Annotated in this window: 18 protein-coding genes and 1 tRNA gene; 10 read left to right on the forward strand and 9 right to left on the reverse strand. The window is 32.1% G+C overall.

Features of this window, described 5'->3' with window-relative positions; genetic code table 11:
- Nucleotides 1-16 precede the first annotated feature (16 nt).
- Both rpoC and ABD941_RS13570 read left to right on the forward strand, forming a co-directional pair.
- Complete coding sequence (gene rpoC, locus ABD941_RS13565) at nucleotides 17-4,318, forward strand: DNA-directed RNA polymerase subunit beta' (RefSeq protein ID WP_345274680.1); 4,302 nt, start codon at nucleotides 17-19, stop codon at nucleotides 4,316-4,318.
- A 185-nt stretch (nucleotides 4,319-4,503) separates the two neighbouring features.
- Entirely contained in the window at nucleotides 4,504-4,821 is a 318-nt protein-coding gene (locus ABD941_RS13570) for a DUF3467 domain-containing protein (RefSeq protein WP_345274681.1), read from the forward strand.
- A 61-nt stretch (nucleotides 4,822-4,882) separates the two neighbouring features.
- Here ABD941_RS13570 and ABD941_RS13575 read toward each other — a convergent pair whose 3' ends face one another.
- Both ABD941_RS13575 and ABD941_RS13580 read right to left on the reverse strand, forming a co-directional pair.
- Entirely contained in the window at nucleotides 4,883-5,110 is a 228-nt protein-coding gene (locus ABD941_RS13575) for a (4Fe-4S)-binding protein (RefSeq protein ID WP_345274682.1), read from the reverse strand.
- 118 nt (nucleotides 5,111-5,228) lie between these two features.
- Entirely contained in the window at nucleotides 5,229-6,818 is a 1,590-nt protein-coding gene (locus tag ABD941_RS13580; protein WP_345274683.1) for a peptide chain release factor 3, read from the reverse strand.
- 129 nt (nucleotides 6,819-6,947) lie between these two features.
- Here ABD941_RS13580 and idi point away from each other — a divergent pair, with 129 nt between their 5' ends.
- The 5 genes from idi to ABD941_RS13605 all read left to right on the forward strand — a co-directional run bounded on the left by idi (nucleotide 6,948) and on the right by ABD941_RS13605 (nucleotide 9,320).
- On the forward strand, nucleotides 6,948-7,472 hold the full coding sequence (idi, locus tag ABD941_RS13585) for an isopentenyl-diphosphate Delta-isomerase (RefSeq protein WP_345274684.1): 525 nt from the start codon (nucleotides 6,948-6,950) through the stop codon (nucleotides 7,470-7,472).
- Nucleotides 7,473-7,883 (forward strand): 6-pyruvoyl trahydropterin synthase family protein, encoded by a 411-nt coding sequence (locus ABD941_RS13590; protein ID WP_345274685.1) that lies wholly within the window; start codon nucleotides 7,473-7,475, stop codon nucleotides 7,881-7,883. It begins immediately after the preceding gene.
- Nucleotide 7,884: 1 nt separating this feature from the next.
- Complete coding sequence (locus ABD941_RS13595) at nucleotides 7,885-8,856, forward strand: type I phosphomannose isomerase catalytic subunit (RefSeq protein ID WP_345274686.1); 972 nt, start codon at nucleotides 7,885-7,887, stop codon at nucleotides 8,854-8,856.
- Nucleotides 8,857-8,918: 62 nt separating this feature from the next.
- Complete coding sequence (locus ABD941_RS13600) at nucleotides 8,919-9,185, forward strand: hypothetical protein (RefSeq protein ID WP_345274687.1); 267 nt, start codon at nucleotides 8,919-8,921, stop codon at nucleotides 9,183-9,185.
- Between the two features lie 61 nt (nucleotides 9,186-9,246).
- Nucleotides 9,247-9,320: transfer RNA gene (locus ABD941_RS13605), tRNA-Thr, on the forward strand.
- Nucleotides 9,321-9,396: 76 nt separating this feature from the next.
- Here the strand turns inward: ABD941_RS13605 and ABD941_RS13610 are convergent.
- Together ABD941_RS13610 and ABD941_RS13615 are read right to left on the reverse strand one after the other, a co-directional pair.
- Nucleotides 9,397-10,101 carry a DUF4369 domain-containing protein gene (locus tag ABD941_RS13610; protein ID WP_345274688.1) on the reverse strand — a complete coding sequence of 235 codons (705 nt, stop codon included), beginning with the start codon at nucleotides 10,099-10,101 and terminating at the stop codon, nucleotides 9,397-9,399.
- 576 nt (nucleotides 10,102-10,677) lie between these two features.
- Nucleotides 10,678-11,271: an alpha-ketoglutarate-dependent dioxygenase AlkB family protein gene (locus ABD941_RS13615; RefSeq protein ID WP_345274689.1), complete on the reverse strand. Its 594-nt coding sequence runs from the start codon at nucleotides 11,269-11,271 to the stop codon at nucleotides 10,678-10,680.
- 39 nt (nucleotides 11,272-11,310) lie between these two features.
- Here ABD941_RS13615 and ABD941_RS13620 point away from each other — a divergent pair, with 39 nt between their 5' ends.
- Entirely contained in the window at nucleotides 11,311-11,976 is a 666-nt protein-coding gene (locus tag ABD941_RS13620) for a M15 family metallopeptidase (RefSeq protein ID WP_425557113.1), read from the forward strand.
- Nucleotides 11,977-12,039: 63 nt separating this feature from the next.
- On the opposite strand, the gene ABD941_RS13625 is transcribed toward ABD941_RS13620, so the two are convergent.
- Nucleotides 12,040-12,384: a DUF6249 domain-containing protein gene (locus tag ABD941_RS13625; RefSeq protein WP_345274691.1), complete on the reverse strand. Its 345-nt coding sequence runs from the start codon at nucleotides 12,382-12,384 to the stop codon at nucleotides 12,040-12,042.
- A 140-nt stretch (nucleotides 12,385-12,524) separates the two neighbouring features.
- Between ABD941_RS13625 and ABD941_RS13630 the strand changes: the two genes are divergently transcribed.
- Together ABD941_RS13630 and ABD941_RS13635 are read left to right on the forward strand one after the other, a co-directional pair.
- Nucleotides 12,525-13,112, forward strand: coding sequence for an RNA polymerase sigma factor (locus ABD941_RS13630; RefSeq protein WP_345274692.1), 588 nt, complete (start codon nucleotides 12,525-12,527; stop codon nucleotides 13,110-13,112).
- On the forward strand, nucleotides 13,093-13,506 hold the full coding sequence (locus ABD941_RS13635) for a hypothetical protein (protein ID WP_345274693.1): 414 nt from the start codon (nucleotides 13,093-13,095) through the stop codon (nucleotides 13,504-13,506). Before ABD941_RS13630 ends, ABD941_RS13635 begins: the two co-directional genes overlap by 20 nt.
- A gap of 10 nt (nucleotides 13,507-13,516) precedes the next feature.
- On the opposite strand, the gene ABD941_RS13640 is transcribed toward ABD941_RS13635, so the two are convergent.
- The 4 genes from ABD941_RS13640 to ABD941_RS13655 are packed head-to-tail and all read right to left on the reverse strand — an operon-like array spanning nucleotide 13,517 to nucleotide 16,545.
- The gene (locus tag ABD941_RS13640; protein WP_345274694.1) at nucleotides 13,517-14,023 is read right to left on the reverse strand and encodes a cupin domain-containing protein; all 507 of its coding nucleotides are present in this window, start codon (nucleotides 14,021-14,023) and stop codon (nucleotides 13,517-13,519) included.
- Nucleotides 14,024-15,265 (reverse strand): DEAD/DEAH box helicase, encoded by a 1,242-nt coding sequence (locus ABD941_RS13645; protein WP_345274695.1) that lies wholly within the window; start codon nucleotides 15,263-15,265, stop codon nucleotides 14,024-14,026.
- 36 nt (nucleotides 15,266-15,301) lie between these two features.
- Nucleotides 15,302-15,943: an MOSC domain-containing protein gene (locus ABD941_RS13650; protein ID WP_345274696.1), complete on the reverse strand. Its 642-nt coding sequence runs from the start codon at nucleotides 15,941-15,943 to the stop codon at nucleotides 15,302-15,304.
- A 47-nt stretch (nucleotides 15,944-15,990) separates the two neighbouring features.
- Nucleotides 15,991-16,545 (reverse strand): DUF2911 domain-containing protein, encoded by a 555-nt coding sequence (locus ABD941_RS13655; protein ID WP_345274697.1) that lies wholly within the window; start codon nucleotides 16,543-16,545, stop codon nucleotides 15,991-15,993.
- Nucleotides 16,546-16,665 lie beyond the last annotated feature (120 nt).

Raw genomic sequence — 16,665 nt, forward strand, 5'->3', positions numbered from 1 at the left:
ATTTCAACCATATATTATGGCAAGAAAACAAGATAAGTACACAGTAAAGAGGTTTAATAAAATCTCCATTGGTTTAGCATCTCCAGAATCTATTTTAGCAGAGTCAAGAGGTGAAGTATTAAAGCCAGAAACTATCAATTATCGAACACACAAACCAGAACGTGATGGCTTGTTCTGTGAGCGCATTTTTGGGCCTGTAAAGGATTATGAGTGTGCATGTGGTAAATATAAAAGAATCCGTTACAAAGGTATCGTTTGCGACCGTTGTGGAGTAGAAGTAACCGAAAAGAAAGTACGTCGTGATAGAGTAGGACACATTAACCTTGTTGTTCCAGTTGCTCATATTTGGTATTTCCGTTCGTTACCAAACAAAATTGGTTATTTATTAGGCTTACCATCTAAGAAATTAGATATGATTATTTACTACGAGCGTTACGTAGTTATTCAGCCTGGCAATGCCAAAAATGAAGAAGGCGAACCATTACAAAAAATGGATTTCCTTACGGAAGAAGAATATTTAAATATTCTTGAAACACTTCCTCAAGATAATCAGTATTTAGACGATGAAGATCCAAATAAGTTTTTAGCTAAAATGGGTGCTGAGTGTTTAATTGATTTATTAGCAAGAATTGATTTACAAGCATTGTCTTATGAATTACGTCATAAAGCAAATACAGAAACGTCTAAACAACGTAAAACTGAAGCTTTAAAGCGCTTACAAGTTGTTGAAGCCTTACGTGAATCTAACAATAACAGAGAGAATCGTCCAGAATGGATGATTATGAAAGTTGTGCCAATTATTCCACCAGAATTACGTCCTTTAGTACCGTTAGATGGTGGTCGTTTTGCAACGTCTGATTTAAATGATTTATACCGTCGTGTAATTATCCGTAACAACCGTCTTAAAAGGTTGGTTGAGATAAAAGCACCAGAAGTAATTTTACGTAACGAAAAACGTATGTTACAAGAATCAGTAGATTCATTATTTGATAACACACGTAAATCATCTGCAGTAAAAACAGATTCTAACAGACCGTTAAAATCGTTATCCGATTCACTTAAAGGTAAGCAAGGGCGTTTTCGTCAAAACTTACTTGGTAAGCGTGTTGACTATTCTGCACGATCTGTAATTGTTGTTGGGCCAGAATTGAAATTATTTGAATGTGGATTGCCAAAAAATATGGCAGCTGAGTTATATAAACCTTTCGTTATTAGAAAATTAATAGAAAGAGGTATTGTTAAAACAGTAAAATCTGCAAAAAAGATTATAGATAAAAGAGAACCAGTTGTTTGGGATATATTAGAGAATGTTTTAAAAGGACATCCAGTGCTTTTAAATCGTGCTCCTACGTTACACAGACTTGGTATTCAAGCATTCCAACCAAAATTAATTGAGGGGAAAGCAATTCAATTACACCCATTAGTGTGTACAGCATTTAATGCGGATTTTGATGGTGACCAAATGGCAGTACATTTGCCTTTAGGACCAGAAGCTATTTTAGAATGTCAATTATTAATGTTGGCGTCTCATAATATCTTAAACCCAGCAAACGGATCTCCAGTTACGGTACCTTCGCAAGATATGGTACTTGGTTTATATTATATGACCAAGCTACGTAAGTCTACTCCAGAAGTGCCAATTAAAGGAGAAGGTTTAACATTTTATTCTCCAGAAGAAGTAGAAATTGCTTTTAATGAGCAACGTGTAGATTTAAATGCAGGTATAAAAGTAAGAACAATCGATTTAAATGAAGATGGTAAGCTTGACAGAATGATTGTTGAAACTACTGTTGGTCGTGTGTTGTTTAATCAACATGTTCCTCAAGCAGCAGGGTTCATTAATCAAGTATTAACCAAAAAATCTTTAAGAGATATTATTGGAGATATTTTGAAAGTGACATCTGTACCTGAAACGGCTAATTTCCTTGATAGTATTAGAACTTTAGGGTTCAAGTTTGCATTCCAAGGCGGGTTATCATTTAGTTTAGGAGATATTATCATACCACCAGAAAAGCAAGGTATGATTGATAAAGCTAATGGTTTAGTTGATGGTATTACTGGTAACTATAATATGGGACTTATTACCAATAATGAGCGTTACAACCAAGTAATTGATATCTGGACTTCTACAAATGCTGAATTGACTGAATTGTCAATGAAACGTATTAGAGAAGACCAACAAGGGTTCAACTCGGTGTTTATGATGCTTGATTCTGGAGCTCGTGGATCTAAAGAACAGATTCGTCAGCTTACAGGTATGCGTGGATTAATGGCAAAACCAAAAAAATCGAATGCAGGTGGAGGAGAGATTATTGAAAACCCAATTCTTTCTAACTTTAAAGAAGGGCTTTCAATTTTAGAATACTTTATTTCTACACACGGTGCACGTAAAGGTCTTGCAGATACGGCCCTTAAAACAGCCGATGCAGGTTACTTAACACGTCGTTTAGTAGATGTGTCTCAAGATGTTATTATCAATACAGAAGATTGTGGTACATTAAGAGGGGTTGAAGTTGAGCCATTAAAGAAAAATGATGAAGTTGTTGAAACTTTAGAAGAAAGAATTGTTGGTCGTGTATCACTAAACGATGTACATAACCCACTAACAGATGAGTTACTAGTATCAGCAGGTCAGTTAATTGAAGATGGTATAGCAAAAGCTATTGGAGATTCACCTATCGAAAGCCTAGAAGTGCGTTCAGCATTAACATGTGAGGCCTTAAAAGGTATTTGTTCTAAATGTTACGGACGTAACTTAGCAACAGGTAAGATGGTACAACGTGGTGAAGCTGTAGGTGTAGTTGCTGCACAATCTATTGGTGAACCAGGTACACAGTTAACATTACGTACGTTCCACGTAGGAGGTATTGCTGGTAACATATCTGAAGATAATAAATTAGCTGTTAAATTTGATGGTATTGCAGAAATTGAAGATTTAAAAACAGTTAAGGGTCAAGATAATGACGGTAATAATATTGATATCGTTATTTCTAGAACATCTGAACTTAAACTTATAGATAAGAAAACGGGTATTGTTTTAAGTACCAATAATATACCTTATGGATCGACCATTAATGTAAAGAATGGTGACCAATTAAGTAAAGGTGATGTGGTTTGTACTTGGGATCCATATAATGGTGTTATTATTTCAGAATTTGCGGGTAAAGTAAAATATGAAAACATCGAACAAGGGGTTACTTACCAAGTAGAAATTGATGAGCAAACAGGTTTCCAAGAGAAAGTAATTTCTGAATCTAGAAACAAAAAGCTTATTCCAACACTTCATATTGAAGATGCTAAGGGTGAAACAATTCGTTCTTATAACTTGCCAGTAGGAGCTCATTTAATGATTGATGACGGTGAGAAAATTAGTGTTGGTAAGATCTTAGTTAAGATTCCTCGTAAATCTGCAAAAGCAGGTGATATTACAGGAGGTCTTCCTCGTGTAACCGAGTTGTTTGAAGCGCGTAACCCTTCTAACCCTGCAGTTGTAAGTGCTATTGATGGCGTGGTTTCTTTTGGAAAAATAAAAAGAGGTAACCGCGAGATTATAGTAGAATCTAAATTAGGTGATATTAAGAAATACTTAGTGAAATTATCTAATCAAATTCTTGTACAAGAAAATGATTATGTAAAAGCAGGTATGCCTTTATCAGATGGTTCTATTACGCCAAATGATATCTTAAATATAAAAGGACCTTCAGCAGTTCAACAATACTTAGTTAATGAGGTGCAAGAAGTATATCGTTTACAAGGTGTGAAGATTAATGATAAACACTTTGAGGTTGTTGTAAGACAAATGATGCGTAAAGTTAGAATTATTGATTCTGGTGATACTATTTTCTTAGAAGATCAATTGGCTCATAAAGCTGACTTTATTAAAGAAAATGATGATATTTTTGGAATGAAAGTCATTGAAGATGCTGGAGATTCTACGAATCTTAATGCAGGACAAATTATTTCGCCTCGCGATTTAAGAGATGAAAATTCTATTTTACGTCGTGAAGATAAAAAACTTGTAGTAGCTAGAGATGCTCAACCGGCAACAGCTACACCAATATTACAAGGTATTACAAGAGCATCACTTCAAACTAAGTCATTTATTTCTGCGGCATCGTTCCAAGAAACAACTAAAGTTCTTAATGAAGCAGCAGTAGCTGGTAAAGTAGACTCTTTAGAAGGCTTGAAAGAGAATGTAATTGTTGGACACAGAATTCCAGCAGGAACAGGTATGCGAAATTATACAGACATTATTGTTGGCTCTAAAGAAGAGTTTGATGAAATGATGCAAGTAAAACAAGAATTGAATTATAATTAAATAAGACACAAGTTTTACGAACCTAAGGGGGAGTAAAACTTGTAAGTCGAATTTATCCCAACGCAGGTTGGGATCTGTTTAAAGATAACGAAAAGTCCTGCTAAGCATATAGTAGGGCTTTTTATTTTAAAGTCGATTATTAATAAGACTTCCACCTTCGTGTAAGTTAAAAAATAAAATTTTCAATGGCAGACAAAAAAGATAATAAAAAACAAGGACAAATAAACATTGAATTAGATGAGAAAGTTGCAGAAGGAACATATTCTAACTTAGCTATTATAAATCATTCAGTTTCAGAATTTGTAGTTGATTTTGTAAACATTATGCCCGGAGTCCCAAAAAGTAAGGTGAAATCTAGAATAATTTTAACGCCGCAGCACGCCAAACGTTTATTAAAAGCTTTAACAGATAATGTTAATAGGTTTGAAAATGCTCATGGTGAAATTAAAGATTACGAGCAACCGCCTATTCCATTAAATTTTGGACCTACAGGTCAAGCATAATATAAAAAAGCCTTTAAAAATTATTTTCAAAGGCTTTTTTATATTATAGAAGTTAAGCTTATTAAGCAACATCTTTTTTTACGTTAAACTGTAATGCACCAGAAGGGCATCGTTTTACCTGCTCTATTATTTTTTTGGTTGAAGCACCATCTATATCTACCCAAGGAATAACGGAAGTTCTAAAAACATTGGAAAGTTCCTTTGCACAAGTTTCAGATTGAATACATACACAAGGATCGTAGGTTACTGTAATATCAGCGTTACTGAATTTTTTAGCGTTAATTTTCATAATTTAATCATTTTGGGGTTATGATTCTTAGTTAAATTTAAAAACAGAAAAGTTTAGTATTTAGAATAATCGTTAAAAAGCATTTTTCAAGTCATTAATAGACGAAATACACCTGGTTTTAATCAAACTCAGAAGTAAAATGAAGTTTAATGTTTGGGTACTTTTGCTGAGTCATCTGTAATGAGAATGCCGAATCTGCTAAAAATACAAGCTGATTTTGCTTGTCTTTAGCTAAAAAACGTTGTTTAACTCTAACAAATTCTTTGTATTCATCAGTTTTAGAATTTTTTGGATCTACCCAACATGCTTTATATACATTCAAGTTTTCATAAGTACATTTAGCACCATACTCATGTTCCAACCTGTATTGAATAACCTCATATTGTAAGGCGCCAACAGTACCAATTACTTTTCTACCATTAAGTTCTAAAGTAAATAATTGTGCCACACCTTCATCCATAAGTTGATCGATTCCTTTAAACAATTGTTTAGATTTTAAAGGATCTGCATTATTAATATATCTAAAATGTTCAGGAGAAAAGCTAGGAACACCTTTATAGTTTAATATTTCTCCTTCCGTTAAGGTGTCTCCAATTTTAAAAGTTCCAGTATCTTGTAAACCAACAATATCACCTGGGAATGATATATCAACAATTTCCTTTTTTTCAGCAAAAAAAGCATTTGGACTAGAAAACTTCACTTTTTTCTTATTCCTAACATGCAAATAAGGGGAGTTACGTTTAAATTCTCCAGAAACAATTTTAACAAAAGCCAATCTATTTCTGTGATTTGGATCCATATTAGCATGTATTTTAAATACAAACCCGCTAAAATTAGATTCATCGGGTTTTACTAATCGCTCTTCACTTTGTTTTGGTCTTGGTTTTGGAGCAATATCAACAAAACAGTCCAATAATTCCCTAACCCCAAAATTATTTAAAGCAGAACCAAAGAAAACAGGTTGCTGTTCGCCGTTAAGGTATTTTTCTTTATCAAATTCAGGATAAATACCTTCCACTAATTCAATTTCCTCTCTAAGGGTATTAGCAGCTGTATCGCCAACTAAACTATCTAATTCTGGAGATGATAAATCCGATATTTCTACAGTTTCTTCAATATCTTTTCTACTATCACCACTAAAAAGATTGATGTTTTTCTCCCAAATATTATAAATACCTTTAAAATCATAACCCATACCAATCGGGAAACTTAAAGGCACCACTTTTAAACCTAATTTTTGCTCAACTTCATCCAATAAATCAAAGGCATCCTTTCCTTCTCTATCCATTTTGTTAATGAATACAATCATAGGAATGTTTCGCATACGACAAACTTCTACTAGTTTTTCAGTTTGTTCCTCAACACCTTTTGCCACATCAATGACTACAATAACACTATCAACAGCAGTTAATGTCCTAAAGGTGTCTTCAGCAAAGTCTTTATGACCAGGCGTGTCAAGAATATTGATTTTTATACCATTATATTCAAAAGCCAAAACGGACGTTGCAACCGAAATACCACGTTGACGCTCAATTTCCATAAAGTCACTAGTAGCCCCTTTCTTAATTTTATTACTTTTTACAGCACCTGCTTCTTGAATGGCACCACCGAAAAGAAGTAATTTTTCTGTTAACGTGGTTTTACCAGCATCTGGATGTGATATAATACCAAAAGTTCGTCTGCGTTCTATTTCTTTTAAAAAACTCATATTTGTCTTTGCAAATGGGTTGCAAAGATAATATTTATAACGCCAATAAGAATAGAAGTTTAAGCCACTTTTTAAATTTCTAATTAGAAACATGTTTTTTAAAAATTTACTTGGTATTTTTGTTTAACTATGAAAGAAGAAAAAGTAATTCTTGTTAACGAAAATGATGAACAGATTGGTTTGATGGCTAAATTAGAAGCCCATGAAAAGGCCTTATTACACCGTGCATTTTCTGTTTTTATTTTTAATAATGATAATGAGTTGATGTTGCAACAACGCGCCTTAGATAAATATCACTCACCAGGGCTTTGGACCAATACGTGTTGTAGTCATCAGAGAGATGGGGAAACTAACATTGAAGCAGGTATGAGACGTTTACAAGAAGAAATGGGATTTGTTGTAAATTTGCAAGAATCTATTTCTTTTATATATAAAGCACCGTTTGATAATGGTTTAACCGAGCATGAATATGATCATGTACTACTTGGGAAATACAATGATGAACCCATTATTAATACTGATGAAGTTGCTAGTTGGAAATGGATGCCTTTAGAAGATGTAAAAGTTGATATATCCTTACAGCCTGAACTTTATACAGAATGGTTTAAAGTGATTTTTGATAAATTCTACGAACACATAAATATAGTATCTTAAATGAAAGTAACGGTTAGTAGAAAAGCCCATTTTAATGCAGCCCATAGGCTGTATAGAAAAGATTGGAGCTTCGAAAAAAATGATGGCATCTTTGGAAAATGTAATAACCCTAATTTTCATGGTCATAATTATGAACTTATTGTAAGTGTTACTGGGATTATTGATGAAGAAACAGGTTATGTTATTGATATGAAGATTTTAAAAGATATTATTAAGAGCGAAGTTGAAGATGCTTTTGATCATAAAAATTTAAATGTTGAAGTTCCAGAATTTAAAGATTTAAACCCTACAGCTGAAAATATAGCTGTTGTAATTTTTAATAAAATAAGGCCTAAATTAGATGCCGAATTAGAACTTGAAATTACACTTTTTGAAACCCCTCGTAACTTTGTAACGTATTCTGGAAAATAAAATGAATAACACTTTATACCCAATTAAATTCACGCCTATCTTAAAAGATAAAATTTGGGGTGGACAAAAACTAAAAACACTTCTTAATAAAAAATCGGATTTACCTAATATAGGCGAAAGTTGGGAAATTAGCGATGTTGAAGGCGATACTTCCATCGTTTCAAATGGTCATTTAAAAGGACAATCTTTAAAAGGTTTATTAGAAACTTTAAAAGCCGATCTAATAGGAAGTAAAAATTATAAAACCTTTGGAAATAAATTTCCGCTTTTAATTAAATTTATTGATGCTGAGAAAGATTTGTCAATTCAGTTGCATCCCAATGATGAGCTAGCGGCCAAGCGCCATAATTCTTTTGGAAAAACTGAAATGTGGTATACTTTGCAAGCTGATGATGATGCCAATTTAATTGTTGGATTTAATCAGGATATGACTCCAGAAAAATATTTAAGTCATTTAAAAGCTAAAACACTTACAGACATCGTAAATTTTGATAAAGTAAAAGTTGGCGACACTTATTTTATTGAAGTTGGTCGTATTCATGCTATTGGAGCTGGCGTTATGGTTGCCGAAATACAGCAAACTAGTGATATTACCTATCGTGTTTATGATTGGGATAGAGTAGATGATAAAGGCAATGAAAGAGAATTGCATAACGATTTGGCTATTGATGCTTTCGATTTTAACATGCCAGATAATTTTAGAGTCAATTACTCAAAAGAAGAAAACAAGTCAAACCAAATGGTGAGTTGTCCATATTTTACAACAAGCTACTTAGAGGTAACTAAAACACTTAAAAAAGAGAATAAACAGGATTCCTTTTTCATTTATATGTGTGTTGAAGGTGAAGCAGAAGTTTCTGCAAACGGTGTTACTGAATATGTAAAAAAAGGTGAAACTGTATTGTTGCCTGCAGCAATTAAAGATTATCAAATCACTTCTAAAAAGGCTACATTATTAGAAGTTTATGTATAATCAAAAAATGAATCTTTATTTGAATTAAATACTTATTTTTGTTAAAATTTAAAACACACAAGATGGCAAATGTTAGAGACCTAAAAAAAGACATTAATTATGTTTTAGGCGATATTATAGAGGCAGTTTACGTTTGGGAATATACAAATACAGACAAAGACACTAAAAAGAGCGAAGCAATTATTGACGAAGCAATTGAGACTTTTGATGAATTAATAGCAAAAGTAAACGCTAAGCATGTTGATAGTGCTAAGGCTCATTTTAAAGCTATTAATAATGAGTTGGAAACTAAAGGCAGAGCTTTAATCGAGAAGATTAATAAACTATAATAAAATTTTTAATGGGGTGTTGTAAATATCATTTTTGCTTTTATATTTGCGCCCGTTAAAAGCCGATGTAGCTCAGCTGGCTAGAGCAGCTGATTTGTAATCAGCAGGTCGTGGGTTCGAGTCCCTCCATCGGCTCAAAAACCTCAATTAGTATGAGGTTTTTTTATGCCAATATTTTGTTTAGAAGACTTAAAAATTTTAAATGAGTTTATTAATTGGTTTCCTCGACTTTCTTTATTTTTTCAATAAAAGACTCTAATTCTTTTCCGTATTTGGATGCTTTAACTTTTGGGGTTAGTGAATTATTTATGGTGTCTAATAGTTTTATCTGGGCATTGTATATTTCGGTAAGTGCTAGATAAGGCGCAACTTCACTGTCTTTATTATTTAATGCAAAATTCACAGTGTATAAGTATTTTCGTTTTAAAGCACCATCAGCTTCTTTTTGAATAGTATTAAGTTTAGCTGTATCACCTTCTTTTTGAGCGTCAAACAGTTCTTTAATTAAATCTAGGTTTCTATTATTCAATTTAGAAATAACAGCTTGATATGCTTCTAATATTTTTTGTTGTTCCGAACCTTCAATTTTTGCATCAAAAACAAAGTTTTTAAGTGTTGTATTGATTTCTGTAACACCTCTATCTGCAAAAAAAGCAATCCTATCTTTTTCACTACTATGCTTATCTAAATATAAATAAAACATTTCTGGAGAATCTATAGGACTATACAGTTCAAACATTGAATTTCCATTTATAACTAATGAATCAATAGTTATTAGTGTAGTATCTTTTACTTTTTTAAGATAAACAGTTCCTTTTTTTAATCCTTTTATATTAGTTTTTACAATTAAGTCGTGTTTTTTCTCTCCGCATGCCAATATTAAAAAAGCAATAAGTATGAATGAGATTTTTTTCATGAAGTGGTCTGTTTTTTGAGAAACAAATATCCTATAATTAAATATTAAATACTAATAGGTCTTAATTATTTTTATTCAATTAGTTTTTTGCACTTTTATGTTAAATAAATCACAAAAAAATAGCTGAATTTAGTTTGGCATAAGGATTGCTTTATAAATTACAATTACATTCAAGTAAAAAGTTTATTGAGTGGTTACTTTAAACTTATGAATTGTAATTCATATTTTTGGTTGGTTAGTTAGTAAAAAAGCACCCTTTTTTAGGGTGCTTTTTTTGTGTTTATAGATTTTTATTAAAACCTTTTAAACTAAAAAAAGTGTATTTCATCGATAAAATAAATAAAATCGATTAAAAATGTTAAAATTTAATGTATTTCATCGATTTTAAATGTATTTAATCGTTGACGTAAAATTTATAATTATATATTTGGAGTGTACTAAATAACACACTTTTTAGTTCAATGGATTAATTAATTAATATTTGCATTATGTTGTTAAAAGCGGAAACCCCAAATCTAGCATCATAATATAAAAAGCAAATTGAAGAAAAGCCGAGTTTGAGGGAACTCGGCTTTTTTATGCAATAATTCTAAATGTTAGATTGATTCGCTTCCCAATAGTTTTTCGTGTTTTAGGTATTTGATGTTGCCAGTATGTTTGTGTGCCTCCTTGCATTAATAAAAGGCTTCCATGCTGTAAAATAAGTTTTGTTTTTTGGGTTTTGTCTAACTTATGCTTAAAATGAAATAGACGTTCGGCACCAAAAGAAACGGATGCTATTATTGGGTTTTTACCTAATTCTTTTTCATCATCGGCATGCCAACCATTACTATCTAGTCCATCACGATATAAATTTGCTAAGCAACTGGTGAAATTGATATTTAATCTTGTTTCTATAGCGTTTTTGGTTTTAAGTAAATCACCACTAAAAGCATTTGGGTGCATAATAATGGTACTATATTTATAAGCACTGCTATTGTTGGCATAGAAAGCTGTTAAACGAGGTTGTAAATGTGTTTTTCCGTAAACAGTTATTTTATCTTGTTTCCAGTTTATTTGATTTAACAAACTTGCAAAAAAAGAATCCGCTATATCTCGACTAAAGAAATTTGGGTAATAAACAACATCAGCATCTTTCAGATTTAAATTTATGGGATTTTCAAAAAGCATGTTCTTTTATTTTCTAAATTAGCATAATTCGAAATGAAAATGAAGTATAGTTTGTTTTTTTTAATCTACGTAACCTATGCAAGCGCATTTGCTCAATTGCCTGAAGGTTTTGTTTATGTTGAGCATGCTATTCCAGATTTGAAAGTAGAATTGCGTTATTATACTTCAAATAATTTTGTAGGCTCACCTGTTAAAGGTTATGAGTCCAATAAATTAATATTGACAGAAGCAACTACCAAAGCTTTAAAATTGGTTCATGAAGCCTTACAAAAGCAAAATTTATGTTTAATGGTTTATGATGGTTACCGGCCACAGCAAGCGGTAAATCATTTTGTATTATGGGCTAGAAAATTAAATGATACGATTAACAAACATATATTTTATCCTAATGTTAAAAAACGAAATTTATTCAAAGCAGGTTATATTGCTTCAAAATCAGGGCATAGTCGAGGAAGCACTTTGGATTTAACGATAATAAATGCTAATACAGGCGAACCTTTAGATATGGGAAGTCCATATGATTTTTTTGGAGAAGCGTCTTGGGTTGATTTTGATAGGATTACTGATAAACAAAAAGCAAATAGACAATTATTGCAATCTATAATGCTCAAACATAATTTTAGAAACTACCCTAAGGAATGGTGGCATTTTACACTCAGAAGCGAACCATTTCCTGATACTTATTTTGATTTTCCAATAAAATAAAAAACCTGCCTTCTTAAAAGAAAACAGGTTTTAGTGTTTTTTGATTGATGAATTTAATTGGTGTTATTCCTTATCTAAATCTTTAGTCATTTTAAACCCAATAAATAAACCCACACCTGCCATAAAGAAAATTGTAGCAGGATAGACGGCATCTTCATCTAAACTTGTATAGCTGTCTAATAAAGAGGCCATGAATACACCAAGACCAATGCCCATTAATAAAAGTGCTAAATTTAAAATAAGTACTTTCCAAATAGGTGCTGTTTGACTTTTACCTCTCATAAAAATACTGGCATCTACTCCTTTTTCTATAAGCGCTAAACGTTCTTTGTTTCTTGTTGACAAGTATAAATATACCATTCCGAATACAGCGATAAAAAAAGTGATGGGGATTAAAATTGCTTCCATAATTGTTTGTTTTTAATTGATTATTTTTAATGTGTTCATAACTTATGACGATGCGTTTTTAAATTTGGTTACACTTTTTTTTGGTTTTTTTTTGGATTATGGTGTAACCTTAAATAAAGCATAGTCGTCTTACATTTAAAATGACCATCAACGACCAACATTATATCAATTTAATTATTGAAGGCGATACAAATGCATTTACTGTATTAGTAGAACGTTATCAGGATTTAGTTTTTACTTTAACGTTTAGAATGCTTAAGAATAGAGAAGAAGCCGAAGAAGTGTCGCAAGATACTTTTGTAAAGGTTTATAAATCTTTGAACAAATTTAAGGGTGATTCTAAATTTTCTACGTGGATTTATAGAATAGCGTATAATACAAGCTTAGATAGAATAAAGAAGAATAAAAAGTTTCTTAATGATGTAGCCATTGATGAGTTTACCGAGCACCAAGTAAAAGCTATTGATAATGCCTTAGATAGGTTGGAAAATAAAGAACGTAAACAAACCATTCAAGATTGTATAGCTTTATTACCGGGTGATGATAGTTTTTTGTTAACCTTATATTATTTTGAAGACTTATCATTAGAAGAGATATCAAAGACCATTGGATTGACAGCTAATAATGTAAAGGTGAAATTGTTTAGAAGCAGAAAAAAACTAGCAACCATTTTAAAGGATAAATTAGAACCGGAATTAATCGAATATTATGAAAGAGAACGCAGATAAATATTTAGACGATTTAACAAAAAAAGTGATTAATGAAAGCGCTATCGAAACGCCGTCTTTTAATTTTACCGATGCAGTAATGTCACAAATTGAAGAACTCAATACAAGCCATGTAACAGTATATAAACCTTTAATTTCTAAAACAACTTGGGTTTTAGTTTTTATAGGATTTTTAGCTGTCATACTATATGTTTTATTGACTGGAGCGTCATCTGAAGGCTCGATTTGGTTAAATGAAATGGGTTTTAATGTGCTTTCAAGCCATAGCTTAATAGCGACTTTTACAGGCTTTAAAATGTCAAAAACATTAATGTATGCTGTGCTGCTTTTAGGGATAATGCTGAGTGTTCAAATTTCATTTTTAAAACACCATTTTGATCAAAGACTTCGATAAAAATGATGAGTTAAACCCTAGTAAGTTTTGTTATGATAGTTTTATGTTGCGGGAACTTAGTTATTAATGAAGCTCTTTCAGGAAGTTCGAAATCTTTAAAATCAAACCCAGGAGATACAGTACATCCCACCAAACTATAATCATCAGCGTTTATAACTTCAGCTGCAAACCAATATTTTTTAGGTACCACATACTGCGGTAATTCGCCTTTTTCCAAATCATTACCAATAATGATGGTTGAGTAAACGCCTTCATCAGAAATAATATGAAGTTTTATAGCAGATCCTTTATGGAAATGCCAGATTTCATCTTGATTAATTCTATGAAAAGCAGAAAAAGTATCAGAAGTTAAAAGAAAATAAATAGCAGTTGTATAGTTTCTATTTCCTGAAAAGTTCGAGCCTAGGTGCTTTTCATCAATAACACCAGCGCTTCTGTAGGTTTCCTTAAAATAACCACCTTCAGGATGCGGTTGAAGGCTTAACTGCGATATGATGGTTTGTATTTCTGTTTTCATTTAGTACCAGCGTTTCTTTTTCTTTTTTGAAGCTTCACTTTTACGCCCTTTTCTATGCTTACTTCCAGTTTTTTTTGATTTATGAACAATAGGTTTTGCTTTTGGATCTAGCGGATAAGGGTGATCTTCAATAATATCCAATTGTAACTGAATAAGTTGTTGGATGGTTTGCACATAACTTTTCTCATCTGCAGAACAAAAAGAATAAGCTATACCCTTTTTGCCAGCTCTAGCTGTTCTACCTATTCTATGGACATAAGTTTCGGGTACGTTAGGTAAATCAAAATTAACTACCACATCCAAATCATTAATATCAATGCCTCGAGCAGCCACATCTGTAGCAATTAAAATATTGATCTCGCCTTTTCTAAATTTGTTTAAAGCATCTTGTCTTCCTGTCTGACTTTTGTCACCATGGATACTATCGACTTTATAACCATTTTTCAAGAGTGTTTTTTCAAGTTTATCCACACCAAATTTGGTCCTCCTAAAAATGAGGATATTTCCTTTAATAGTGTTCCGTAATAAATGTAAACACAGTTCTATTTTATTGCGTTTAGGAACATAATATAATAATTGAACAACTTGTTTTGAGGTAGAAGAATTCTGAGCCACTTCAACACGTTCAGGAGCATTTAAAATGGAATTAGCCAATTGTTCTACTTTATATGGAATGGTTGCCGAAAACAAAAGTATTTGTTTCTCTTTGGTGCACAAGCGTTCAATTTTTTTGACATCATCAATAAACCCCATGTCTAACATTAAATCAGCTTCATCTAAAACTAATGTTTCAACATAATCAAGATTGACGATATCCTGTTTGTGTAAATCCAATAAGCGTCCAGGAGTAGCTATTAAAATATCAATACCCTTAGTTAAAATCTCTTTTTGAGGTTCAATAGAAGTGCCTCCATAAACAACAGTTGTTCTAAGGTTTGTATAGCTACTATATGTTTTAAAATTTGCTTCAATTTGAATGGCTAATTCTCTAGTTGGGCTAACAATTAGAGCTTTAATTGTCTTTCCTTTTTTAGGAGCGTCCTGTCGGTCAAATAATAATTGTAAAATAGGAAGCGCAAAAGCTGCAGTTTTTCCGGTACCGGTTTGTGCCGAAACGATAATGTCCTTTTTGTCTAAAACTAAAGGGATGGTTTTTTCTTGAACCAATGTAGGGTTGTTGTATCCAGATTCAGCAATGGCTCTTAATAAAGGTCGGTTTAATTTTAGGTCTTTGAATGACATTTAGAATAATTTGCAACAAAGATATAACAAACCAAATCAAACTTGCTTTATATACTGTTTCAATTTATCCCGCTTTCTTTGAGGTAAAGCATCATTCATTATAGCTTTTTCTATAAGTTCACGATTTTTATTTTTAGCAAAAAGTAAATTAAAAAACTGAGCTGTAGTTAGACTGTTTTCCTTATGTTCAATAAGTTTTATAGTATCTCCGGTTTTTACGAACCCTTCTTCTAAAACACGGACATAAGTGCCTGAAAAACCATGATCAATGAATTCTTTTAAAACACGTTGTGAGCCAAATTTAACACCAAATTTAACGCAAGGTTCTCGAGGTTGAGTAACTTGTACTAAGGTCTCGCCAATTCTATAGATATCACCAATATAAATTTGGGTTTCATCTAAATCAGATACGGTTAGGTTTTCTCCAAACATGCCCCAATTCCAGTCTAAATTTGGGTAAAGGTATTTCCAATATTGATAATGTACTTCTGAAAATAAATAGCAGGCCTTAAATTTACCACCATGTATACTTCGATTTGAAACTTCATCACCTTTTACAGATTCAGTTCCTAAATAAATAGGGCTAGAGGTCGGTTTTTTGTAAATACCTGTAGTAATTTCCTGATCGTTCCAAGTTATGGTTGTTGGCTTTGCTATGTTTGTAGAGATTATCTTCAAGGGTTATTTAAACTATTGTTTTTTTTATTTCTTTTCCTGAAAAGAACTTATTTTAATGGCACGGCAACTTTTATAGCATCCCAAGCCATAGTTAAAAACAGATTGTCTGTAGAGTTATCAAAAGCAATAGTAAACTGCTCTACGGGACCATCTAATTTTTGTACAGGGACTTCAATATTTATAACATCATAGTTGGGGTCCCACATGGGTTTCATTTCGGCATTTACACCCCATGAATATTGTTTTGAGTTAAATATAACCGTCCAAACAGAATCTTTTGGCACCGTCCATAATGTGTATTTTCCAGCAACTAATGGCATACCTTTTACCTCAAGGGTTTTGTTGGTTTCAAAAGTAGTAGCTTCATTAGCGCCAGTACGCCATACTTGGTTAAAAGGGACTAGGGCTCCGAAAATTTCTCTATCTTTTTTGAATGGTCTATTATAAAAGACTTCAAGCTTTAAATCGTTGAGTTTAAATTCGACTGTGTCTTTTGGACTTAATCGTTTTGCAAAAATATTTTCTATAAAAACGGAATATAAAAATAGCCCTAGAGCTATAATGGATAAAAAAATTAAGATGCGTTTTAAAAAGGTATTCATACAGAGCAATTTAATAAGGCATAAAGATAATTTAAAAGGTATAATTACTAAAGTGCAAACGTAGATTTATTTAGCTTTGTTGCGTTGTGAGAAAATGACAGATGATGGATGATTGATTTA

It is taken from the genome of Flaviramulus aquimarinus (assembly GCF_039543205.1).
In the GTDB taxonomy this organism is placed as follows: Bacteria; Bacteroidota; Bacteroidia; order Flavobacteriales; family Flavobacteriaceae; genus Flaviramulus_B; species Flaviramulus_B aquimarinus.